The organism is Nocardia sp. bgisy134, from assembly GCF_965341865.1.
In the GTDB taxonomy this organism is placed as follows: Bacteria; Actinomycetota; Actinomycetes; order Mycobacteriales; family Mycobacteriaceae; genus Nocardia.
Window position 1 is genome coordinate 1 of the sequence record NZ_CBDQZP010000011.1, and the last position, 23,597, is coordinate 23,597.

The 23,597-nt window shown below is 70.5% G+C and carries 20 protein-coding genes; 8 read left to right on the forward strand and 12 right to left on the reverse strand.

Annotated elements, in window-relative coordinates; all coding sequences use genetic code 11:
* The coding region (locus ACRWNM_RS19960) for a hypothetical protein (protein ID WP_431969551.1) at positions 1 to 587 on the reverse strand (587 nt) is incomplete at its 3' end.
* A 470-nt stretch (positions 588 to 1,057) separates the two neighbouring features.
* Between ACRWNM_RS19960 and ACRWNM_RS19965 the strand changes: the two genes are divergently transcribed.
* Genes ACRWNM_RS19965 through ACRWNM_RS19990 form a run of 6 tightly spaced genes read left to right on the forward strand, consistent with a single transcriptional unit; the run spans position 1,058 to position 8,821 of the window.
* Positions 1,058 to 1,705 (forward strand): hypothetical protein, encoded by a 648-nt coding sequence (locus ACRWNM_RS19965; RefSeq protein WP_431969552.1) that lies wholly within the window; start codon positions 1,058 to 1,060, stop codon positions 1,703 to 1,705.
* A 48-nt stretch (positions 1,706 to 1,753) separates the two neighbouring features.
* On the forward strand, positions 1,754 to 2,767 hold the full coding sequence (locus ACRWNM_RS19970; protein WP_431969553.1) for a TRM11 family SAM-dependent methyltransferase: 1,014 nt from the start codon (positions 1,754 to 1,756) through the stop codon (positions 2,765 to 2,767).
* Positions 2,764 to 5,298 carry a helicase HerA domain-containing protein gene (locus ACRWNM_RS19975; RefSeq protein ID WP_431969554.1) on the forward strand — a complete coding sequence of 845 codons (2,535 nt, stop codon included), beginning with the start codon at positions 2,764 to 2,766 and terminating at the stop codon, positions 5,296 to 5,298. Before ACRWNM_RS19970 ends, ACRWNM_RS19975 begins: the two co-directional genes overlap by 4 nt.
* A 32-nt stretch (positions 5,299 to 5,330) precedes the next feature.
* Entirely contained in the window at positions 5,331 to 6,317 is a 987-nt protein-coding gene (locus ACRWNM_RS19980) for a replication-relaxation family protein (RefSeq protein ID WP_431969555.1), read from the forward strand.
* Between the two features lie 7 nt (positions 6,318 to 6,324).
* Entirely contained in the window at positions 6,325 to 7,329 is a 1,005-nt protein-coding gene (locus ACRWNM_RS19985; RefSeq protein WP_431969556.1) for an NlpC/P60 family protein, read from the forward strand.
* Positions 7,330 to 7,357: 28 nt separating this feature from the next.
* Positions 7,358 to 8,821 (forward strand): cutinase family protein, encoded by a 1,464-nt coding sequence (locus ACRWNM_RS19990; RefSeq protein WP_431969557.1) that lies wholly within the window; start codon positions 7,358 to 7,360, stop codon positions 8,819 to 8,821.
* A gap of 100 nt (positions 8,822 to 8,921) precedes the next feature.
* Here ACRWNM_RS19990 and ACRWNM_RS19995 read toward each other — a convergent pair whose 3' ends face one another.
* The 11 genes from ACRWNM_RS19995 to ACRWNM_RS20045 all read right to left on the reverse strand — a co-directional run bounded on the left by ACRWNM_RS19995 (position 8,922) and on the right by ACRWNM_RS20045 (position 20,957).
* Positions 8,922 to 9,341 carry a hypothetical protein gene (locus ACRWNM_RS19995; RefSeq protein ID WP_431969558.1) on the reverse strand — a complete coding sequence of 140 codons (420 nt, stop codon included), beginning with the start codon at positions 9,339 to 9,341 and terminating at the stop codon, positions 8,922 to 8,924.
* A gap of 92 nt (positions 9,342 to 9,433) precedes the next feature.
* Entirely contained in the window at positions 9,434 to 10,225 is a 792-nt protein-coding gene (locus ACRWNM_RS20000) for a hypothetical protein (RefSeq protein WP_431969559.1), read from the reverse strand.
* A 254-nt stretch (positions 10,226 to 10,479) separates the two neighbouring features.
* Positions 10,480 to 10,941 (reverse strand): hypothetical protein, encoded by a 462-nt coding sequence (locus ACRWNM_RS20005; protein ID WP_431969560.1) that lies wholly within the window; start codon positions 10,939 to 10,941, stop codon positions 10,480 to 10,482.
* Between the two features lie 68 nt (positions 10,942 to 11,009).
* Positions 11,010 to 11,327: a hypothetical protein gene (locus ACRWNM_RS20010; protein WP_431969561.1), complete on the reverse strand. Its 318-nt coding sequence runs from the start codon at positions 11,325 to 11,327 to the stop codon at positions 11,010 to 11,012.
* 98 nt (positions 11,328 to 11,425) lie between these two features.
* Positions 11,426 to 13,144: a VWA domain-containing protein gene (locus ACRWNM_RS20015; RefSeq protein WP_431969562.1), complete on the reverse strand. Its 1,719-nt coding sequence runs from the start codon at positions 13,142 to 13,144 to the stop codon at positions 11,426 to 11,428.
* Between the two features lie 33 nt (positions 13,145 to 13,177).
* On the reverse strand, positions 13,178 to 14,353 hold the full coding sequence (locus tag ACRWNM_RS20020) for an AAA family ATPase (protein ID WP_431969563.1): 1,176 nt from the start codon (positions 14,351 to 14,353) through the stop codon (positions 13,178 to 13,180).
* A gap of 756 nt (positions 14,354 to 15,109) precedes the next feature.
* Complete coding sequence (locus ACRWNM_RS20025; RefSeq protein ID WP_431969564.1) at positions 15,110 to 16,936, reverse strand: BTAD domain-containing putative transcriptional regulator; 1,827 nt, start codon at positions 16,934 to 16,936, stop codon at positions 15,110 to 15,112.
* An 8-nt stretch (positions 16,937 to 16,944) separates the two neighbouring features.
* Positions 16,945 to 17,694 (reverse strand): hypothetical protein, encoded by a 750-nt coding sequence (locus ACRWNM_RS20030; protein WP_431969565.1) that lies wholly within the window; start codon positions 17,692 to 17,694, stop codon positions 16,945 to 16,947.
* A 103-nt stretch (positions 17,695 to 17,797) separates the two neighbouring features.
* Complete coding sequence (locus tag ACRWNM_RS20035) at positions 17,798 to 18,925, reverse strand: lipase family protein (RefSeq protein ID WP_431969566.1); 1,128 nt, start codon at positions 18,923 to 18,925, stop codon at positions 17,798 to 17,800.
* On the reverse strand, positions 18,922 to 20,163 hold the full coding sequence (locus ACRWNM_RS20040; protein WP_431969567.1) for a cutinase family protein: 1,242 nt from the start codon (positions 20,161 to 20,163) through the stop codon (positions 18,922 to 18,924). Before ACRWNM_RS20040 ends, ACRWNM_RS20035 begins: the two co-directional genes overlap by 4 nt.
* Positions 20,160 to 20,957, reverse strand: coding sequence for a hypothetical protein (locus ACRWNM_RS20045; RefSeq protein WP_431969568.1), 798 nt, complete (start codon positions 20,955 to 20,957; stop codon positions 20,160 to 20,162). Before ACRWNM_RS20045 ends, ACRWNM_RS20040 begins: the two co-directional genes overlap by 4 nt.
* Positions 20,958 to 21,725: 768 nt before the next feature.
* Here ACRWNM_RS20045 and ACRWNM_RS20050 point away from each other — a divergent pair.
* Together ACRWNM_RS20050 and ACRWNM_RS20055 are read left to right on the forward strand one after the other, a co-directional pair.
* Complete coding sequence (locus tag ACRWNM_RS20050; RefSeq protein WP_431969569.1) at positions 21,726 to 22,556, forward strand: helix-turn-helix domain-containing protein; 831 nt, start codon at positions 21,726 to 21,728, stop codon at positions 22,554 to 22,556.
* 163 nt (positions 22,557 to 22,719) lie between these two features.
* A complete protein-coding gene (locus ACRWNM_RS20055) occupies positions 22,720 to 23,493 on the forward strand; it encodes a hypothetical protein (protein WP_431969570.1) in 774 nt (257 codons plus the stop codon).
* Positions 23,494 to 23,597: the final 104 nt, after the last annotated feature.

Genomic DNA, 23,597 nt, shown 5'->3' on the forward strand with positions numbered 1-23,597 from the left:
CCTGTTTGGGGTTCGCCGGCCCCCCCCACGATCGCCTGCACCCGTTTACCGAGCGGGGCGAGGTCGAGATCGAGGTCACCGACCACCGTCACGCCGGTTTGCTGCTGGTATCCCGCCTTGAGCATGGCGCGGTAGGCACCCCACCGCAGCCGATGCCACACGCCCGGCTCTTCCAAGCCGACGCGCGGGAGGTGCCCCAGGAAGGCGGTCAGCACTTCGGACTCGATGTCGTGGCGCGCGGTGTTACTCGGTGTCGCGTATTCGCGTGCGGTTCGCGACAGCATCGGTGCGGCCAGTGCGGCGCACACCAGCATCGCGTCCTCGTCCTCGGCGCGGACTCGTTCAAGCAGCCACACCCAGATCGCGTCGACCTCATCCATCGGTGTCACCGGATCCCACAGCCGCTCGCGCAGCTGCGCCCACGTGCGCACCGGACCGGCGGCGGTGGCCTGCGCTGTTGGTACCGGGCGCGGATCGATGGGCAGCGCCTGCGCGGCGATCCGGTCGAAGCCCGCCCGGACTACTGCCAGCGGTGAGCCCGGCTTACCACCCGGTCCCGGATATTTCGCGACGTTCGAATTCGTCACCACAAATCTCCTTGCTCAATCGAAAACTTCCGACCTCGCAAGGACACCGGAGACCCATATCCAAAACGCACCCAAATCACCCCGAAACCACACCAGAAACACATCCGCATAACACCCAAAACGCACCCGCGCCGAGATGGCGAATATTTGGCTACCTGTCGCAACCCAATCACCACCTGAGTCGCCGCCGCCAAACGGAGGTGCATCTACCTGCGAATATGTATGCGCGGGTGTGGTTTGGGTGCGTTCCGGGTGTGGTTTGGGTGCGGCGCGGGTGCGGCTCGGATACACCTCCGTCCACCTTGGCAAACGGTCGTGAAAATTCTTGAAAAAAGTTTCGCCCAACCCTGATCCGGCGACCGTTTTCCGCTCAGGAAGTTCTCAGAAAATAATTGCTTTCGAGGTGTCCCGAAAACGGCTTTTTGGCGGAAGTAAGCGAGTACACACCGCTCTCTCGTCAGGAGGCCGTAATGACCCCCAGTTCCCGCCGACCCCGCTCCACCTCCGCGCCGGTGCGCGTCCCTTCGACCCTGTGGGCGCTCGGTCCCAAGCCGCTCGATCCCGACGACCGCTGGCCCGAACCGGTCCTGGCTCACACGATCGCCGAGTTCTCCGAGCCCGGTTCGCGGGTGATGCTGGTCGGTTGGCCTGCCCCCACCGCCCGAGGCAACCTCCGGGTGCTCGAGCCCGACACCGCTGCTGCTGTGGCCGAGATCGGTGATTTGGACCGCCACGGCCTCGACGCCCCCACCGACCGAAACCGGTCCGGGGAGCCGGTGGATCTGGTCATCGCGAGCCTGCTGGCCGAGCACTTCGACCCGATCGCCGCCGCCGAGCACGTCGCCGCACTCGCGACCGAGGTGATGGCGATGGGCGGTTTGCTCGTCGTTCTCTCCCGCTGCCGCCACAGCGACTCCGGAGTCCTGACCGACCCGGCCGGTTCGGTCGTGGCCGCCGCCCAGGCCGCCGACCTGCTTTACCTCCAGCACATCATCGCCGCGCCGGTCTCCGGGACCGCCGTCACCGCGCCGCCTGCCGACCCGGCTTCCTCCGGCACCGCGCCCCATGTCGTCGCGCACACCGACGTCTTCGTCTTCCTCCAGCCCGCCCATGGCTGAGCCGACACAACCCTCGCCCACCCGAACTCTCACGCGAAGGACGCCCGCATGACTCTCGATCCCGCCGCGACCAACACCACGAACCTCGACTCCGCGATTGCCCCACAGACCCCTCCGGCCGCGCGGCTGGTGTCGGTGTGGGCGACGGCCCAGAACGCCCCGGCCGCGCAGCGGCGGGGCCGCTATGTCCCCGACAGCGTCAAGCACCCGGCCAAGATGTTCCCGGCGATCGTGGCCCACGCCGTCGCCACCTACACCCGTCCCGGCGACCTCGTCCTGGATCCGATGTGCGGGATCGGCACCACTCTGGTCGAGGCCCTGCATCTAGGCCGCCGCGCGGTCGGCGTCGAATACGAGTCACGCTGGGCCGAGTTGGCCCGCGCCAACATCGCCCTGGCCCGTGACGCCGGGATCGATCTCGACGCGAACGTCTACCACGGAGACGCGCGCAAGCTGCCCGACTTGATCCCGGCCGAGTTGCGGGGCCGGGCGAGTCTGGTGATCACCTCTCCGCCCTACGGCGATTCCGTGCACGGCCACGTCCGCGCAAACCGCACGCAACCGGTGCTCAAGTCCAATCACCGCTACGGCGCGGTCCTGGACCGGGGCAATTTGGCCAACGTCGGACTCGGCCGCCTGCTCTCGGGATTCACCAAGATCCTCGCCGGGGCCGCCGAATACCTCGCCCCGGGCGGGTATGTCGTGGTCACCGCGCGGCCGTGGCGTCAGCACGCCGAGCTCGTGCCTTTACCCGCCCACTTGTTCACCTGCGCCGAGCTGGCCGGGTTGGTCCCGGTCGAGCGGTGCGTGGCGCTGCTCGGTCGCCTCAGCGAGGGCGAACTCGTCGCCCGCAGCTCGTTCTTCCAGCGCGACTTCATCGTCAAACAGCGCGCCGCCGGACTGCCGATGCACCTCATCGCCCACGAGGACGTCGTCATCCTGCGCAAGCCCGACACCACCGGTGTGGCTGAGCGGCGTCGCGCGAGCGGGGGGTTCCCCTTCGGCACCGTCGCGACGCTGCCGACCAGCGATGCCACCGGGACCGGATCGGTGGCCGCGTGAACACCACGCACAACCCCGAGCAGGGGTGGCTGGGCCGGGCGCTTCTCGCGCCCGGCACGGCCCTGCGCGATCTCACCGAGACGATCGAACACGCACTCGGGTCCGGCTCCGGGCTGGGCGTGATCGCGGCTGTGCTCGGGGTGCTCGCCGCGGTGCGGGTTCTGGCCCGGTGGCGTCGGCGCCGGCTGAGTGCGCGTGCTCGCCAGATCACCGTGCTCACCCCACCCGAGGTCGACGCCAAAGGCGCACTGGCCTTCTGGGCTCACCTGATCGGGCAGCTGCGCCCGGCCTGGGCCCGAACGCTGCTGGGACAGCCGCATCTCGGGTTCGAATACACCGTCACCCCGGAGGAGGGGGCCGCGATCCGGCTCTGGGTACCCGGCGCGATCCCACCCGGGCTCATCGAACGGGCCATCGCCTCGGCATGGCCGGGCGCGCACACCGACACCCTCGAACCCGCCCGACCTCCGCTACCGGCCCCAGTGAAGGGCGTGCGGCGGGTCGTGGCCGGAGGCGAGCTGCGACTCGGCCGCCGGGAGGGGTTGCCGTTGAGCACCGATCACTCCGGTGATCTCGTTCGGAACCTGATCACCGCCGCCGACGACCTCGCTCCCGGGCAGGCCGCGTGCGTGCAGATCCTCGCTCGCCCGGTCACCGGCCGCCGCGTCGCCCGAGCCACCCGCGCCGCGGCGAGCACCAGCACCCGGGCAGGCGTCGTGGCGGGGTTGCTGCGGGAGGCCCTGAATCTGCTCACTCCCGGCACGAGCACCGCCCGCGCCTCCCACACCGCCGCTGGTTTGGGAGGCGGGCGGGCCACCGACCGCCAAACCTCGCTGGAATACAGCGCCGCCGCCCGCGCGGCAGCGGCCAAAGCGCGTGGCGCGCACTGGGAAACGGTCGTGCGCTACGCCGCCTCGATCCCGGTCTCCACCGACCTTGACGACACCGACCCGAAAGCACAGGCGCGAGTCGTGGCACGCGGGCGCGCTGACGCGCTCGCCACCGTGTTCGGGGCGTGCACCGATCACAACTACTACCGGCGTCGGCGTCGCCTGCGCCTCGAGCGGTTGATCCGGCAGCGGCGTCTCGGGCGCGGGGATGTGCTGTCGGTGCCGGAGCTGGCGACGATCGCGCATCTGCCCACCGACGACGGGCTACCCGGCCTGCAACGCGCCGGGGCTCGCGCCTTGTCTCCCGCCCCGGAGATCCCTGTCGGCGGGGAGTTCACGAAACCATTGGGGATGGCCGACACCGGGACTCGCCGCCCGGTCGCGGTCAAGATCTCCGATGCCCGCCATCACCTGCACATTCTCGGCCCGACCGGTGTCGGCAAGTCGACATTGCTGGCTCGGACGATCCTCGATGATGCCGAGGCCGGGCGCGGGGTGATCGTGATCGACCCGAAGGGCGATCTCGTCACCGATGTGCTGTCGCGGTTGCCCTCGCGCATGGGTAAGCGGGTGGTGCTGTTCGACGCCGACTCTGCCGCCCCGCCGCCGTGCGTGAACCCCCTCGACATCGGCCGGATCGGTCGCGCGGGAATGGATCTCGCGGTCGACAACCTCGTGACGGTCTTTCACCGGATCTTTCACCAGTGGTGGGGGCCGCGCACCGACGACATCATGCGCGCCAGCCTGCTCACCCTGTGCGCCCAGCCAGGGACCGCAACCCTGGCCGATCTGCCCCGGCTGCTCACCGAGCCCGCGTTCCGGGCCCGGGTCACCCGCACTGCGAAAGACCCGGTCCTGCGGGGGTTCTGGGACAGCTACGAGACGCTGTCCGACACCGGCCGAGCTCAGCTCACCGGGCCGCTGCTGAACAAACTGCGGGCCTTCCTCTTGAGGCCGTTCGTGCGCTCGGCAATCGCGGGCGGCCCCTCGACGGTCGAGTTCGCCGACATCCTCGACAACGGCGGCATCTGCCTGGCCCGGCTGCCGAAAGGCTCACTCGGAGAGGAAACCTCGCGTCTGGTCGGGTCGCTGCTGGTGGCGCGGACGTGGCAGGCGGTGACCGCGCGGGCGCGGGTGCCCGCCGCCGACCGGCCCGACGCGGCACTCGTGCTCGACGAGGCGCAGAACTTCCTCAACCTGTCGACGCCGATCGAGGACATGCTCGCCGAAGCCCGAGGACTGCGCTTGTCGCTGCTGCTGGCGCACCAGAACCTCGGCCAGCTCTCCCGAGAGCTGCGCGACGGCATCTCGGCCAATGCCCGCAACAAGATCGTGTTCGCTGTCAGCCCTGATGACGCCCGGGACCTGGCCCGCCACACCGAGCCCTGGTTGTCCGAGCACGACCTGTCCCATCTCGACGCCTTCCACGCCGCCGCCCGCCTGCTAGTCGACGGCCGCAACGCACGCCCGTTCACCCTCACCACCCGTCCTCTGGACCCGCCGATCCCGGGTCGCGCCCGCGAGATCGCCGCCGCTGCACGCGCTCGCCTCACCACAGCACCGGGCAGCTCCCCGTCTCGTGGTGGCCCGTCCGACGACGACGGGCCGGACCCGGTCCGGCCGGATCCCCAGCTGCCCTAGCCCGAGATTTCCCGAGAAAGGTTCTTGCACCGATGATCTCCAATCCTGACCGGCAAGCCGACACCCGCACACCCCGCCCTGCCCGACCGCGAGACCCGAGCCCGGTAGTGCGGGGGTTGACCGGGCGTGATCGCTGGATTCTGCGGATGGTGCACGAGCACCGGGTCCTGACCACCGACCAGCTCGCCGCGCTGGCGTTCTCGACCGCCAAGATCGCGCGCCGCCGCCTGGCGATCCTGCACACCTACCGGCTCCTGGACCGGTTCCGGCCCCTGCGCATTCGGGGCAGCGCCCCCTACCACTGGACCCTCGCCCCCGCCGGAGCATCGATCCTTGCCGCCGAGGCCGGAACGAGCGTGCGCGAGCTCGGCTACAACCACCAAGCTGCGCTCTCGGTCGCCCACAGCCTGCACCTGACCCACACTCTCGGCGTCGCCGAATGGTTCACCGCCCTGGTCACCCACCCCCACGGCGGGCAGGTGTCGCGGTGGTGGTCCCAGACCCGATGCCAACGGCTCTGGGGCGACCTCGCACGTCCCGACGCCCACGGCCGCTACACCCACGGCGAGGACCTGCTCGACTTCTTCGTCGAATACGACCTCGGCACCACAGCCCTGTCCCGAGTCGCGGCCAAGCTGCACGGATTCGCCGAATTGGCCCGCACCACCGGGGTCATCACGCCGGTCCTGTTGTGGGTGCCGACGACCGCGCGAGAGGCCAACGCTCGCGCGGCTTTGCGCCGGACGTGGGAGCGGCTGCCCGATCCCGAGGCGGTGCCCGTCGCCACCGCCGCCGCCGAGTTCCTCGCCTCGGTCACCGCGGCGAGTCCGGCCGGTCAGGTGTGGCTGCCACTGGACACCGACTCCGGCCGCAGGCGCCTGCACGAACTCGCCGCCGTCTGGCCGAGGCGTACGCCGCCGTCCAGCGAGGTCGACCCGGAGCCGACCTGGGCACCGCTTAGCGGGGTCGTCGCCCTCGCCCCGCCCCCGCCCCAGCCACCGACCTCGGAATACCAGTGAGGTAGCGATGCTGGTCAAGGCACTCGGAGCGGGCTGCGCGGCGTTCGTGTTCTGCGTGGTCGTGATCGCGGCCGTGGTCAGCGCCGTCGTCGTGTTCGACCAAGCGCTCATCGCGCCCGCCCCGGGGACCTCGACCGGCACCGGCTCGACCCCGAGTGCCGAAGCGCAACAGGACATCCCGGCGGAGATGCTCGTGCTCTACCAGGCTGCCGCCGGGGACTGTCCCGGGCTGGACTGGTCGGTGCTCGCCGCGATCGGCAAGATCGAAACCGACCACGGCCGCTCCACCCTGCCCGGGGTGTCCTCCGGCGAGAACAGCTCCGGTGCTGGCGGTCCGATGCAGTTCCTGGCCTCGACCTTCGACTCGGTGACCGCGCGCCATCCTCTGCCTGCCGGTGGTGCGAGCCCGCCCTCGCGCTACAACCCCTCCGACGCGATCCACGCTGCCGCGTTCTACCTGTGCGACTCCGGCGCACCCGAGGACATGTACAGCGCGATCTTCGCCTACAACCACGCCGACTGGTATGTGCGTGACGTCCTGGACCAGGCGGCCCGCTACCGAGCCACCGACACCACCTCCGGCGGCGACTGCCACACCGCCTCACCACCGAACCCGACTGCCGCGCAAGTGATCTCCTTCGCCTGCGCCCAGCTCGGCCTGCCGTACGTGTGGGGCGGCAACGGACCCGAGGTCAACGGCGGCTGGGACTGCTCCGGGCTCACCCAAGCCGCCTACCGCGCCGCCGGAATCTCCATCCCCCGCACCACCTACGACCAAGTCCACACCGGCACACCGGTTTCCGAGGACCAGCTCGCCCCCGGAGACCTGCTGTTCTACGGCACCGATGCCGACGTCCACCACGTCGGCATCTACCTCGGCGGCGGCCAGATGGTGCACGCACCCACCTTCAACGAGCCCGTTCAGATCTCGTCCTACCGCTGGTCCGGCGACGACTACTACGCCGCCACCCGACCCACACCCGCCCAAAACGACTCCCGCGCCGCCCCGTGACCACCCGCCACGAGAACGGAGAAATCTCATGCACCGCAACCACACTCGAACCGCCCGCGCTCGGCGCGCCGCACACGCGGCACTGTGCGCGGCCATCGCCACCACCACCGTGACGGCCGGTGTCGCCGCCGCCGAACCCACCACCGGCCCGACCGGTACCCAGTGCCCGCGCTGGACCGCGCTGCTGGTACAGGGCACCTACGAGACAACTCCGACCACCGGCGAGGCTACCGCCGTGATCCTCACCCAGCTCGGGGAATCGCTGACCGCCCGCTACGGCAGCGACATCGAGGTCCGCACACTCGCCGCGCCGACCATAGGTGCCGGGTCCGTGAGCGGACAGGAGCTCACCGCGGCGGTCTCGGCGCTGTGCTCGGACACGCGAGTCGTTTTGGCCGGCTACGGCCAGGGCGCCGAGGTCGCCGGTGACCTCGCCACGAGCATCGGCAACAAGGCGGGCCCGATCCCGGCCTCGCGCGTCGTTGCCGTCGCGCTCGTCTCCGACCCTCGCCGAGACCCCGCCACCACCCAGCTCGGCACCCCGGTCTCGGGGCAGGGCGTCACCGGTCCGCGCCCGAAGAGCTTCGGCGACCTGACCGACCTGGTTCGTACGCTCTGCGCCGAGGGCGACAGCTACTGCTCGACCACCGCGGAGTCGTCTCCGGTGCTCGCCGCGGTGAGCCGCGCTCTCGCCACCGCCACCTCCGCCTCGGCCACATCCACCCCGGCCCCGACGCGGGCCTCGACCACGACCGCAGCCCCCACGACCTCGGCGAAGGTCCCCACCGCCACGACGAGCGCACCGGCCACGACCACCAGCACAACCTCGACCGGGCAGCTCAGTGCTTCGCAGGTTCTCGCGCAGGTGGTCACCGTGCTCAACGGGCTGGCCAGCTTCACCGCGAACGTGCCCGCGATCGTGGCCGACCTCGCCCAGCTGCCGGGCCTGCTCACCGCTGGGGACCTGCGTGGCCTGCACCGCGTCTCGGGCGACCTGAACAACCAGTTCGCCCCGCTGGTGCAGTTGGCGGCCGGACTCGACCTGCGCCTGGTGGCTCGCGCGCTGACGATCGCGGCCCCGCTGGACAGCTCCGGGGTCGCCACGATCGCCGCCGAGATCGTCGGTGTCCTGGCCGGTCTCGACATCACCCGCATCGCCACCGACATCGGCCACGCGCAGGAGATCGCCTGGACCGCCGCCGAAACCCTCGCCTACGGCGACCCCGTCGCCGCCGTCCTGGCGCTGACCGGACTGGCACCGATCGCCGCCGATCTCCTTTCGGCCACCGCCAGCGCGTTCACCGGCACCCAGTTCCCGATCCTCACCCAGACCTACAACACCGCCACCACCGCCGGGGCGGGCACCACCACGGGCACAGGCGTTGCTGCCCCGCAGAACGGCGACACGGCCGTGTTCCCGGCCACCGGCTACGACACCGCCGCGCCCGTGCTGACCCACTGGATCGTCGGGGCCATCGACCGCACGAAGTAGCCGCCGCACCGCCCCCGTACAGCGCACAGCGCACAGCGAAACGGCCGGTGGTGCCGAGCAATTCGCTCGGCACCACCGGCCGTTTCAGTGCGTGGGCGGGCTAGGAGATGAGCGGGGGCACGGTGGACCGGAACCGCCACGACGGCAACACCTTCCGCACCGCGTCGGTGTCGTCACTGGTGTCGCCCTCGGCGCGTCCGGTCACCGGGGCCGGGGTCGCGGCGACGACCGCGCGGGCGGCGGCATCGGGATCGGAGAACGAGGTGCCGGTCAGCGCCCCCGTCAGGATCCGCACCGAACCGGTGTAGGGGAAGAACTCGCCCTCGGTCCGGTGGAGCCGGTAGCGCAGCATCACCGGCACCCACGGCATCAGCGCCGGGGGAACGGGCATGCTGAGCTCACGCACGGCCACGTCGGCGATCTCGAGCCACAATGCGAGGCTGTCGGGTGCGTATGTGGAGTTGGCGAACACCTTGTGCAGGGACGAGGCCAGGATGGCCGGGGTGGGAGTGGAGTACATGGTCGGGCACCTTTCTCAGGAGATAGATTGAGTGGCGCGGTGTCGGACTCCCCGGAGGTAAGAGCTCCGGGGATTCCGGCATCGCCCCGTCGTCAGGACGCGAGGGTGAATTTCTTGGGGGCCGTGCTGGTCTGGTGAGCGGTCCCCTGCTTGGTCAGGGTGACCAGGGCGTTGTGGACCGCGCCGCTGGACCGGTCGAGGGCCTTGCCGATCTGGTGCGGGGTGAACTCCTTTCCGGGGTTGTCGCGCAGGAAATCCTCGACCTGTCCCCGCAACGCCCCGGCGGGCAACCGCTCCACCGCCGACTCCGCCTTGGCCGCTGCCGCGTCGTCGTCCGGGACCGGTGCCGCCGGGACAGGGTCGGCGGAATCGTCGCCCGTGGGGGCAGCTACCGCCGTCTCCGGCGCACTGTCCGGCACGGGGTCGGCCGGTGCCGCCTCCTCGGCGGAGGCGGCCGGTTCGGGCGAAACGGGTTCCGGCGCGGCGGGATCAGCCGGGGCGGGTTCCGGGGTGGCCGGTTCCGGTTCGGCGGGTTCGGGCGCGGCCGGTTCGGCGGCGGGTTCGGGGGCGGCGGATCCGGCGGTCCAGGTTTTCGCCGCCCGGGGCGATGCGGGGTCGGTGGCCGACCGCGCGGCCCCCGCGGTTTCCCACCCCGCCAGCACGCGCCGGGCAGTCGACACCCCGATGCCCGCCGCGTCGGCCAGCGCGGCGGGGTTGCTGCCGGGGTTGCTGCCCAGCGCCGCCCACAACGCCCGGTCTGTGTCGGTGCGCAGCACGGGCACACGCGCCGCCCCCGAACCGCTGTCCGGGGCAGCAGGGGCGGCATCCGGGGCGGGCGCGGCCGGTGCCGGGGGCGCGGTGGTGGTGTTCTTCTTTTTGGACATGGCGGATCCTTCCAACAATGGGTTTCGGTGAATTCGGTGATGTCCCGGTCGGGACGGAAACCACACCGATCGGGGCGTTTCCCCCGGGGGGTCGGTGCCGTTCCGGGTTCCATGGACGCTCGATACGGTGTGCGATGTCAAGCGGAACGTAGAAACAAATTCCGGCCCCGAATTCCTCTCGTCGAATTCCGGAATGCGAACAGCACGAGAGGAATTCGACTCGCGGGCAATTGTTGCGACAGTGCGAGGGCGACTCACGCCGGGCGGCCTCGCCGCGGGTCACGGCGGGCGAGCACACCGCGCAGAACGAGGGCGGTCGGTGGCGGTGTGCCGATCTGGTTCTGGCACACCGCCACCTCTCGCGCGGGTTGTGCCTGCCACGAGTCGGCCTCGGCGGTGTCGGCCTCGGCGGGCTGGGTACCGCCGGTGTCGGTTTCGGCGGTGTCGGCGATGGCGGGCGGTGTGTCGAGGGCTTTGCGCAGCCGTCGTCCGCCGCCGGTGAGGTCGTAGTGGACGTGGTGGTCGAGTTCCCAGCTGTCGGCGCACTCGACGCAGATGGTGTAGCCGTGGTTGCAGCGGTGGGGGTTCCACACCAGCAGGATCCGGCCGTAGGGGTCGTCGGTGTCGCGCAGCGTCACCATGACGTAGGCGTTGCCGCTGAGTTGGGCGTCGGGTTTGATCACGCCGTCCTCGTCGTGACTCTTGGTGTTCTTCATCGGGCGCATGTGGTTCGCCTGTTCGCGGTCCGGGTTCGAGTTCGGGTTCGGTTGTGTCGCTGGCGGGTTCATCGGGTCAGGTGCTCGTGGAGGGGGCCGGTGGTGCGGTCGAGCCACACGCTCACCGCGTGCCCGTGCCCGCCCCGGCGCATCCGGTCGACGGCACCGGTGGCGTAGGCGGCGATGTCGTCGGGGTGCACGAGGTGAATGCGCGGGGCGGTGTAACCGCCCGTGCCGCCGGTCACGTGGGCAACGGTGTACATGCCGCGCTCGTCGTGGGGGCCGGGGGCGTAGATGACGAACTGGTCGCCGGTTATGGCGTTGGCGATCACGTAGATCGAGTCGAGGGCGGCCGTGGTGGCGATCGGGTAGGCGGTGCCGGTCATGGTGTCGTTTCCTGTCGTTGCTGCCCCGGGTGGGGCGGGCAGTGGTGTTCGGTCCGGGTGCCGCCCCTCGCCGGTGGCCCGGGGCGGCACCCGGGGGGCTAGGAGGCGCGTACGGCGGCGGTGGCAGCGCGGCCGATGGCGGCGGCGGTGGCGGCCGGGTCGGTAACCAAGTGCAGGGTCACTCCGTCCAGCGGCTCCGGCTTTCTGTTGGCCGGTGCCAGCCACAGCACCGCGCATCCGGCCGCGCGCAGCGCGTTCACGCGGGCCTGGGCACGGCGACGGTTGCGGCCCCGGTATTGGCCGTCGGAGATGATCACCAACAGCCGGGTCGCGTCGGGCCGGGCCAGGTCGAGGGCACCGTCGAGGGCCTCGACAGCGGTATCGATGGCGTGGAGGTAGTCCGGGCAACTGAATTCGGTGACCCTCTTGGGCGCGGTGCCGGGGTAGGTGATCGGTTTGACCGAGGCCCCGAATGTCACGGTCGCGGTCGTAGCGGGCATGGTGGCCAGCTCGGCCGCGCGGGCGATGATCCACGCGGCCGAGGTCACCGGGGCGGCGTAGCTGCCCATCGAGGAGGACACGTCACACGCGACACCGACTCGCAACGGCGGCACCGGAGGGGTTTTGCGGGTGGTGCGGGTGAACGGTTCGGCGGTGGGGATCGCCCCGGCGGCGCGTTGGGCCTCCCGGGCCAGCGCGCCGCGCATCCGCAACCGGCCCGGCGGCAGCGCGGAAGTCGTTTTCACGGCGGTCCGTTCGCGGGTGGCGGCGGTGTTGAGGGCGCGGGCGAGCACCCGCGCGGCGGTGTGCTCCTCCGGGCGGGCGGTGCGTGTCCGTCGCGTGCTCGCGGTCCGGCCTCGGCCCGACCCGTCGCCGAACACCTTTCGTGCTTGCGTGGCAGCGTCTTTGGCGTCGCGTTCGGCGGCCCGCCGGGCGGCGGCGGCGATCTCGGCCGGGTCGGGGTCCACCGGCGAGGCGGCGACCGCGTTGCCGATGTTGGTCACGGTGTCGCCGATCGCGGCCCCCAGCGGCGAGGACGGCACGGGGTCGGTGTGGGGGTCGGGGCCGACGATATCGAGCCAGCGTTGCCCGAGCTCGAGCATGGCGGCGGCGTCGGTGTCGGCCAAGGTGTGGGCCTCGCGCCAGATGGCTCGCAACTGGTCGAGGGTGTCGGTGCCGAGGATGGCCTCGATCGCGGTGGCGGCGGGCGCGACCTCGGTCGCGTCGAGGATGCCGCCGTCGTGCCGTGCCAGGATGAGCGCGGCGTTGAGGGCGGCGTTGTAGGGAGTCGGGGGGATCTGGGCGGCGGCGATCGCGCCGCCGTTGTCCCCGATCACGATCTCGGTGGCGCTGGCGCGCAACCAGTGCCGGTCGTCGGGGCGGCGGCGAATCTGGGCGGCCTCGATGCGGGACTCCTCGAGCAGCATCGCGGCATCGACCACCTCCGGGTGCGCCACCGGCGGCGGGTCCCACGTCGAGTGCTTGGCGTGCGCGCATTCGTGTACCAGCGCGCCCCACACCGCCGGGTAGCGGTTGCGGTCGCTGTTGCGTTCGGGGTGGGCGGTGGCGGGGTCGATTTTCAGGCGGGTGCCGTCGATTTCGATGGCCGCGCGGCCCGGCATGAACACCGCCGGGTTCCCGAAAGCAGCGCCGGGGGCGATCATCACGGTCAAGTCCTCGCGGTCGGCGATCGGCGGGGCCTCGGCGGTCATGGCAGCCGAGAGCGTGGCCCACCCATCGGTGACAGGCACAGAGGCCGAGGCGGGGGTGGTCGTCGGGGCGGCGGGGGCCGGGGTGGTGATCACGTGGCCGGTCATGGCGGGTGGTCCCTTTCGTAGCGGGGTGGGTGCTCAGATGCGGGGGCCGAGGGCCAGCGGGGCGTGGTTGGTGCCGTACACGGTGCGCACCACGGCGGCCACGATGTCGCGGTCGTCCTCGGGTGCGGCCCCGATCAAATTGGCGGTGGCGGTGGCGGAGTCGGTGGCGGCGGCGATCTTGCGGAACGCCAACAGCTCGCGCAGCTGCGGTGCCCACCCGACCTCGCCTTTGGCCTGTCGGGCGGCCAGCTCCCGCGCCACCTTCACCGCCCCCCGTTCCACTCCGAGCTGGGCGGCGAGGTCGTAGTCGCTGCCCACCTGCACCTGGAACGCGAACCGGCTCGCCAACGCATCGGACAGGATCGCCCCGTGCACCCCCGGGTTGTGCCCGGCCACCACGAAAAACCCGGGCGCGGCTTTCACGATCTCGCTGCCGTGGGCTTTGATCACGATCTCGCGGCGGCCGTCCATGGCCGGGTACACCACCGACAGCACGGTCGGCGGGATGAGGGTCGCGTCATCGATGAACAGCACCCGGCCCTCACGCATGGCCCGGACCAGCGGGCCGTGCACGAAAACGAAAGTGCCGTCCGGGTTCTGGGTGTACTCGCCCACCAGATCGGCGACCGTGGTGTCCCCGTCGCCCTGCACGGTCAGCAGGTCACCGTAGGCGGCCTCGATGAGCGAGGTCTTCCCGGTACCGGGCGGGCCGTACAGCAGCACCGGCACCTCGGCCGCGCGCATGGTCTGCAACACATCGACATCGGCGCGCCCGGCCAACTTCCGCACGTGGTAGTCCTGTCCGTTCGGGCGGGCCACCGTGTTGCCGGTGCGCGCCGGGGCGGCCGGGGCGGTGGCCGCTTTCGGTGCCCGGCGGCGGCGCGGGGCCGGGTTCGCCGCCGTACCGGCCGCCGGGACCGCCGGGGCCGGGGCGGCGGTGGCGGCCGGGGCGGTGGCGGCGGTGGCGGTGGCGGCGTTGGCGCGGTAGCGGCGGGGGGAGGCCGAGGTGCGGTCGGCGTGCCCGGCGGCGGTCAGCGCCTCGAGGGCGTTGCCGACCGCACCGGACGAACGCACGAGGGTTTTCGCGATCTCCCGGGGGGACAGCTCCCGGCCCGCATTGGCGGCCAATTCGGCGGCCACCATGCGCCGCAATTCACCATTGCCCAAACGGGCACCGGACAAGGTCACCGGGGAAGTGCTGTTTGCCATTTCATCTCCTGAAACTACGAACCCAAAACGCAAAACCACGGCGGATCGTGGCATACGTGCGGCGAGGCTGCCAATGGGAATTCGGGGAATGTCCCGGCGATTTCCGGGAACGGCTCGACGCTAGCTCGACCGACAACGACCTCTCAACCCAATTCGCCGAAATTCCCCGAATTCGCCGCGAGTCCGCCTCGCGCGACAAGACAAGGCAGAAATGAAATGCGCACGACCCCGCCGAATTCACCTCGGCCTGGCACGCGACCAGCCGAAGCGTGAAGACAATTCAAAGAAATAGAAAGAGGAGAAAGAGGGGAACGGAACGATGGGGAGATAATGAAGCCGGAGCGAATGCCGAGTGAGACGATCGACCAGGACAACCGGCGGCGACGCATGTCTATATAGCTTTGTATATAGACAATCCTGGATGACACCCGGTCATGGGTGTGCCTTCCTAGCTGCGGGTATGCCTGGGTGCGGTGGGGCCTTTTGAGCGCCCCACGGATGGCCCTACACGTTTCCCCACAGAAAACCCCACGGATTGACCACGCCGAGATAGCCAACCGCCATCCGGCCGAAATAGAAGAGCACTCCGCACACTTCTCGATACGATTCGAGCCTCGCGGACATATTCATCGGAGACCGAGTAATTCGCATCGCCCGCCCGTGAATATCGCTGGCCGAATACGAATATTACCAGCAATGAAATGCATCGAATCCGATAACGCTGGCGATTTAGTTGCATTTCTCCACCGGGCGCGGTCAGGGGCCTGGCCGGGGAGTATTGCGGTCTTCTCCTCGGCGTAGGTATTCGAGGAGTTGGCGTGTTTCTCGGCTCGGGGTTTCGCCGATCTCGCCGAGTTTGCGGGTCAGGAGAGTGTAGGTGCGGGCGAGGGCGGCGTATTCGCCCAGGCGTGCGTGCTGGCGGAGGATGTCACGCCAGAGCGCTTCGTTGTAGGGGTCGGTTTGGGCGGTGGTCTCGAGGAGTTCGAGGGTGGCGCGGGGGTCGTGGTCGGCGTCGTGGGTGGCCAGCCATTGCAGGGCGTTGTGGGTGTCGCGGCGTGCCGATTCGCGTACCGGTTCGGTCCAGGAGTCGGTGAGGTCGGCGGCCAGGTCCGTGGTGGCGATCGCGGCGATCGCCCGGCACGCGGCGGTTCGCTCGCTGTCGTTGCTGGCGCGACGGCGCGCGGTGACGGCGGCGTTGAACTCCCAATAGTCGACACTCACCGCGGTCACGGACAGGCGGTAGTGCGCTCGGTCGTCGGCGAGGAGTTCGGTGATCTGGCCGCCGGTGGCCGCACCGAGGGAGGTGCGCAGTCGGCTCAGGGTGTTGGTGAGCACGCCTGATGCCCGCTCGATCGGGCGCTCGCCCCACAGCAGCTCGGTCAGCTGGCCTCGCGACAGCCCGTCCGGATGCAAGGCGAGCACCGCGACGAGTTCGCGGATGCGGGGCTGCAACTGCGAGGTGATCTCCACGCTCTCATCGGTTTCGGGCTCACGCCAGAAGATCCGTGTCGGCCCGAATACCCGCAATGCCAGGGCAGGTCCAGCCTGCTCCGGCATCGGGGCCGTTGGGGAGCCCGCGATCTCGGTCTCGGGGCGGAGGCTGGGCTCGGGCGCCGCAGCGAGGCCGCCCTCGCCGGGTTGGCCGGCATCCTCGGCCTCCACCACGAGCACAGGCTCAGAGGCGGGAGGCGGCGGGACGGGCTCTGCGGCTTCCACAACCACGGGCTCCGGTGTGCGAGGGCGTGGTGTGGGGACAGGCGGCTGCTCGATGCGGTAGATCCTGGGCCCGCCCTCGTCACGGCGTCTTGGGCGGTCCTGGCGGGCAGCGCGGGGTGTGGAGGGCTGGGCGAGGCGTTCGTGGCGGCCGTCGGCGCGGAGCTGGATTTCCACGGCGGTGGTGATGCGGCGGGCGGGCTGGGTCAGGTGCCGTCGTGCGCGGCGGCCCGTCAGCAGTGCCTGGGCTCCGGCGCGGGTGGCGGGCAGGGTGCCCACTACCGGGAACTTGATCGCGGCGACGTAGGCGCGGCTGCCGCCGATGACCACGATGCCCCGGGGGCGTCTGCGGCGGGTGAGGTCGAGGATGCGCTGTGCGGCGGGCTCGGGGTCGATGTGCTCGGCGCGCACGACGAACAGGGCGGCGTCGGCGGCGGCGATGACTGGATGTGCGGGCGAGTCCGGCTCGGGGACACCGCAATCGGCGAACACGGTCGCGCCGAGGGCTCGCCAGCCCGCGTGTGGATCGGTGAGCAGTTCGGCGGCCGGGAGGGCTTGCGTGGGGTCGTGGTGGGGTGGGGCGGCCAGAAGTGCCTCGCCTCCGGGTAGGTGCTGAACATGCTGGGCGAGCAGGTTCGGGGTGATGGGCTGGCCGGGGGTGGTCCGCCGGGCCAGGCTCGCCAGCCCGAGGTGGGGGTCCGCGCCGACCATGTCGGCGAGCTGTCCGCCTGCGGAGTCGGCTTCCACGATCAGGGCGGCTTCCGGGCCTGGCCAGGCGTGGGCGAGTGCAACGGTGGTCGTGGTGGTACCGGCGCGGGGACTCAGTCCGGCGACGGCGATCAGAAACGGCGCCTGCGAGCCTGTCCTCATCCTGATTCCTATCCCTGCTTCTGGAAGTTGGAGATCAGCAACGCGCTACCGGTATCGGCGGGGCGGGTGTTGATCAGCTGGAGGTAGTCGATCCGCTTGAGGTCCGGACGCACTTCGGCGATATGGACGTTCGCCGTGGTCGGGGTGATCGGGGTGATCGCCACGCAGTGCCGGGTGCCCGGCGGGATGGTCGCGATGCCCGCGGCGAGGCCCTCGGCGGTGATCCCGGTCTCGGGCGCAACCAACAACATCGCCTTCGAAGCGTCGCGGTCGATGTAGTAGGCCGCCTCGAAAGAAGCGATCACCCCGGCCAGGGTGGCGGGGTCCCCGGCGCGGTCGGTGACCACGGTGCCCGAGAGCCCGGCACACGGGCCCTGGGCTGTGGCGGTCGAGTTGGGTGGCGCGGCGGTGGCCTGCACATGCTGGGCGGTGCCGCCGGTGTCATCGGCGGCGACCACCACGACACCGATCAGGATGGAGATGGTGGCCCCCAGTGCGGCCCAGGCCCCGCCCGGCATCCGGTATCGGATACTGACCCACCATCGGGAGGGTGTGTCGGTGACGGACGTGTGGGGAGGCTCGGGGAACTGGAAGATCCAGTCGTCCTCGGGCGAGGGCGACTGGTCGGGATCGTTGACGTCGGGGCCGGTGCTGTGACCGAGGACGACCTGAAGGTCCGGCCGAGTCTGCGGCAGGTCAACCCATGCTTCGGCGTCGTCGTCATCGGACGGGTTGTTGTGGGGTACCTCGCCATTCATCTCGCCTCGGATCGGGTTGTCTCCGGGCCTGCCCGCACCCCGAGGGGGAAGGTGGGGGAGTCGCGGGGTGCGGGCAGGTTCCCCCGGAGGGGTCAGGGGTGGCTCACGCGCCCGGCCTCACCTCGGCGTCGGCTGACGCCGAGGTGGGTTGGGACACGGGGCCGTTGGCGATGTCCTCGGTGAGCCGGGCCAGGACATCGGAGAGGGCCCAGTGCGCGGTGCTGCGGTGATCGCCGTCGTACTCGTGCCAGTCGACCTTCGTGCCGCGTTGGCGGTAGGCGATGAGGGTGCGACGTCCCGCCGACACGGGAACGATGGTGTCGAGCCCGCCGTGGTAGAGGTGCAGCGGCATCCCGGGGCGGGTGTGGGCGAGGGTCTCCATCGCCAGTACCCGCCGCCACCAGTGATCGTTCCAGGGCTCGGGACGACGGCACCAGTGCGCCACCGGCTGCGGGAACTGTTGCAGCAGTTCGGCGGCGGTGAGGTGCTGGGCCTGCTCGACGGCGCGCGCCCCGTCCTCGGACAGCACCTGGCGCAGCGGCAGGTGCTCATAAGCGTGGGAGAGGCCGACCATGGCGGCGAGCCCGAGGCCGGTGGCCTCGCCGCGGTTGAACGCCGGTGCCAGGGCGGCGAGGTCGGAAGCCACGGCTCCGGCAGCGATACCGCACAAGTCCAGCTCCGGCGCATACCAGGGATGCAGCTCCCCGGCGGCGGCGACCGCCCGCCCGCCATCGGCGTATCCCCAGGCCACCACCGGTGCGACCGCGACACCGAGGTTCGCGCCCCGATACACCGCTCGCGCGAGGTCCAGCGCCACCCGGCCCCCGGCGCGCGCGGCGAGGAAGGTGTGCGGTCCGCCTCCGATGATGCCCAGGCCCTCCCCGTCGGGGATCGCCACCACCCACCCTCGCCGCAATGCGGCCTCGATCGCGGTGGTGTCGGGTTCGGCACCGATCGCCAGCAGTTGCGAGGGCGCACAGACACCGCCCAGGCCGCGAAACCCGGGGCAGTACACCAGGATCGCGGTCGTGCCCGGGGCGGCGACCGCCTCGGGGATTAGCACGATCCCCGAGGCGGCGATGGGTTCGGAGCGGGAATTGGCCGAGACGTAGACGACCTGCCACGCCCCCCGCGCCTGGCTCAGCTGGGCAACGAACACCGGCCGTGTGCGCACCAGGTCTCCGGGGCGGTGGCCGTCGAGGGTCGGCGGGTGGTAGAAGTCGCTGGTCATGGTTGGCTCCCGGCGAGGTCGTGGGCTAGTGCGGTCAGCCACGCGATGCCGCTGGCGAGTTGACCGGTGGCGGCGTAGCTGGTGTGGCGGCCGTTTATGTCGGCGTAGTTAAGCCACACAACGGGATTGGTCAGATCGGCGTTGTCGGCCATCAGCTGCCCCCAGGCACCCGAGAGTTGCCCGGCCAGTTTCGGCAAATGCCCGACCGGGTCGGAGGCCACGATCGCGGTGATCTGCCCCCACCGCGCTGAGGCGGCAGCGGTGGCGTCCGGGCCGGGTGGCGGGGTGCGGGGGTCGGAGGCGTCGATGAGGCGCTCGGCCAGACTCGCCGCGGGCGCGTAATCGACGAACCCGGCCCCGATCTGAAAGTCGTTGTTGACCACTGTGGTCCACGCCTCACCCAGCGCTCCCGACAGCAGGGTCTGGATCGAGCCGAGTGCGGCGATCGGATCACGTAGATCGGCTTGGGCGGCGAGCTGCGCGGCCATCCGGAGCAGGGCGGCGCGTTCGGGTGCCGCGCAGCTGAGGTCGCCTTCGACGCAGACGTCGGTCACCCGGCCGGTCAGCGCCCCGTACTCGACACCCGAACTGGTGGCGATCCCGCCGCCGGAGGCCGGGGCGGTGGTGATCGCCACCCCCGACACCGCCGCCCCGGACGTGCCCGGGGCCGGGTCGGGACTGAGTTGGCCTGGGCGGCCGGGGATCACCGGTGAGCCCGGGGCGCGGTCGGGATCGGAGTAGAGGGCGATCCCCGCTACCCGCTCGGGCGTGACGGGTCCCTCGCCCGCGCCGACAGCACGGGCGAATTCCGAGACCACCTGCGCGCCCTGGGAATACCCGACCACCGCCAACGCCGTGTCGGGGCAGTCAGCGGCGACCCTCTCCGCGGTCGCCTCCAGTGCGGCCAGGCCCTCGCCGACCGAGGACGTGTACGGGGCGCTGCCGCCGCCGGTGCCTACCGCGCCACCGAATGCTGCCGAGTACGGAATGTAGGTGCGTTGCACCAGATTCGGCACCGCCGCGACCACCGGGCCGAGTATCGCGCCCAGCATTCCGGTGTCGGCGGTCTCGGACGCGGCGGGGGAGGACTCGCCGGTGCCCTGCACCCCGAGGACCCACAACACCGGGCAGTCCGGCCCGGCCGGTGGTTGCGCCGACCCCGTGCCGGGCGCGCAGAGCGCGCTCATGCAGGCGGTCAGGACAGCGGCGGTCAAGACGTGGATGCGGATTCCGGTCACGGCTGACCCACCCCCACCCCGGCCCCGAAGCCCGCGCCCACGGTGCCACCGGCGAGCGCGCCGACCACGGCGGCGGGGACACCGGCGACCAATGCGCCCGCGACGGCACCGGCCGCTGCGCCGATCGCGGTTCCGGCGACACCGGAGGTGATCGTGCCGATGACCGGCACCGCCACCACCGTGCCGATCGCGGCACCGGCGATACCGCCGATCGTGCCCCCGGCCAGCCCGCCCACCACGGCACCGGCTGCCGCTGCCGGGGCACCCGCGAGCGCGCCGCCGATCGCGCCACCGGCCCCGGCCCCGGCGATCGTGGAACCGGCGACCCGGTCCGAGCGCCCGGCTGGGATCCCGACCGAGTCCAGGAACGTCGCCGCTTGGGCCTCGGCGTCGGCGGCGACGTCGTTGATGGTGTCGCGGACCTCCGGCGGGACCCAGTCCGGCGAGGGTGTCTGCCATTGGCCGATCCGGATCGTGTTGGGGGGTGGCTCGATCGGCGCGACCGGGGGCACGGGCTCCGGTGAGTGCAGCTCGATCACCTGGATCGAGGGGGCGGGACCCGGCTGGGGGGCCGGGCGCGGGGCCGGGCCGTTGCGGACCTCGGGCGGCTGCACCGCATACTCAGGCGGCTCGGGCGGCGGTGGGTCCGGTGGCGGGGGCGGGGCAGGAGCGGCGGTGCCGGGCTGGACCGGGGCGGTGACCCCGGGCTGGTCGGCGATCGGATCCAGCGTCACCGCAACGGCTTCGGGTGTGGTGATCATCATCACCACCGGTAGGACACCGGTAGCCAACATGCGGCCACCCCACAGCAGCCTCCCGCCGCACACCTGGCGGGAGTGACGGGTGTCTGGGCCGCAACCTCGCCCCGAAAGTGGGGCGGTCCGGGGTAGTTTCCCGTTTTCGGGCATGACGAATAACCCTTCGATCGAAGGAGAAAAAGGTGGGAGAGAAAGAGTCGGGGAATGCGCGTGAATATGTGTGAGAAATGCTGGGCGTCCCCGGCTGCCCGACCTCAGCCGGGGACCCGTGACCCTATTCCTCATCTGGAGAGGAATGGTGTGAGGTGTCAGAGGTAGGTCAGGACCAGACCCAGTCCCTGCGAGACGATCGTCAGCACGTTCGAGACCAGCGAGGCCCCGGCATCGAGTAGCGACAGAATGTTGTAGATATCCATGGGTTTGCCTTTCGGAGCAGGTGTGATTGCTCCACCATCACAGCCCCGAAAACCGCTGCCGCGCTACCCCTTCGAGGGGTAAGGATTGTGCTATCACTTTTCTTACCCCTCCGAATCGGTGCAGTGGCCTGCGCCTATGCGTGGAAGGGGTAAAGAAAGTGCTAGTCGAGAAAGTCTGCGGGTGCGTGTCCCCTCCGGCGGGCGAGCGCAGCGAATACTCCGCGCCGCCACCTTCGATGCCTTCGGCTATTCGTCGGCTAGCTCACGGAAAACGCTGTTTGCCGGGATGATCTCTCTCTGGTAGGAACGAATCATCTAGGGGGAGTGAACCTTTCACCGTACCCCACCCGGAGGGGGATACGGAATACCGTAGTAGGAGGGGATTTGGATGAACCCGACGACGAACCCGGCCCGCCGTCCACGACGACGCCGCCAGGACCGCACCGGGCCGGAGATACCCGACCTGGGCGGCTGGGCACGCCGGATCCGTGAGCGCCGCAAGCTTTCTCGCCCGCGCGCCGCCGCCCACCTCCACATCAGCAAGGAGCTGCTCAAGATGATCGAGCGCGGCGACGCCGGATGCACGGCGACAGTTCTGAACAACCTCGTCGCCACCTACCACCTCGATCGTGCTCAGGAACGCTACACCCGCGACCTCGCCCGCCCGCCGGTCCCGCTCTCACCGCTCGAGGAGCTGCGCGCCCGCACCCTCACCCCCGATCGCCGGGCGAAACTTGCTCGCCTGGACGACCGCGACGTCGCCGCCGCCTACATCGATCCCCTGTGGAACCTCGTGCTCGCGAACCAGCGTTTCCGCGCGGCTCTGCCCGGTGTCGAGCAGTTCGGCGACAACATCTGCTTGTGGTTCTTCCACCCCGAATCCGCCGCCCCGACCGCCGAACACCTCGTCGTCGACCACCACAGCGCCGCCACCTACCTCGTCGCGACCCTGCGCGGTGCACTCGGGCGCCACCGCGAGACCCCGCACGCCCGCACCCTCTTCCGGGATTTGCGCGGTTCAGCCCTGTTCAGCCAGATGTGGGACACCAGCATCGCGATCGCCTACGGCCGCCGCCCCGATGACCCCATCCACCTGCGCGACCCCACCACCGGCGAGCCTTACACCGCACGCATCCAACTCGGCGACGCCCCAGGCTCACCCGACGCCCGATTCTGCCTGTGCTACCGACAGCCCTACACCGGGCCTGAATCGCCCTGACCGCCCCGTCCCGATCCCCCAACCCGCACCACCGACAAGGAGTCCCCGATGCCAAGCAGTCCCCCCGAACACACCCGCCACCGCGACGTCGAACCGGCAGCTCGTCGTTCGCACGCTGGACAGATCGCACACGCGCTACCTCCGCACAGACGGGAAAGGTGAGATGCAGGAAGCACCCATCCTGGACGGGATGCCCGACTTCCACGACACGCTGGAATTCCTGCGCCTGCGCGATCGCCGCTCCCGCGCCGACGTCGCCAGAGTCGCCGACATCAGCACTTCCCACCTGGACAAGCTCGTCGCGAATCGAATCACCCCCGGCCCCACCAGCTTCGACAAGCTGACACATGCCTTCGACCTCGACCCCGACCAGCGCCGACACCTGCGCGAACTGTGGCAACCCTCCCGCGGCCTGCCACACGCCCACGAGCTACGCCAGCGCCTCACCAGCCAGAGCGTCCAAACCTACCTCGACGACCTCGACACCCGCGATGTCCTCGCCGTCTGCTTCGATCCCCTCCGGACCGTGCTGCAGGGCAACCAGATCTTCCACCGCACCGTGCCCGGCCTCGCCGAAGCCGACAACAACTACACCCTGTGGATGTTCTCCCCCGCCGCCCGCGACAACATCGACAACTGGGAGACCGAAATCCCTTACACCGTCGCCATCTTGCGCGGCACGCTCGGGCGATACCGAGACCTCCCCCGAGCACGATCGCTGTTCCGGAAACTGCGCGCCACCCCCGAATTCCCCCGCATCTGGGACTCCACCCCCATGCAGGTCGCCTACGAGTGCCGCCGCCTGGCCCCGATCAACCTGCACGCACCCTGGACCAACCAACCCCGCTCACTGAGCCTCGGGATCAGCGAATATGGCGAATCCCCCGACGTTCTCATCGGGTACGGCGTCTCCGACACACCCGCCATCGCCTGCTGAGAACACCACCCCCGGAACACAACCAAGACCAGGCCAGTCGCGGTGAGACCTGTGGGTTACGTATCCGAACGGTCTCACCGCACGACGCCGACGTCGACAAGGTC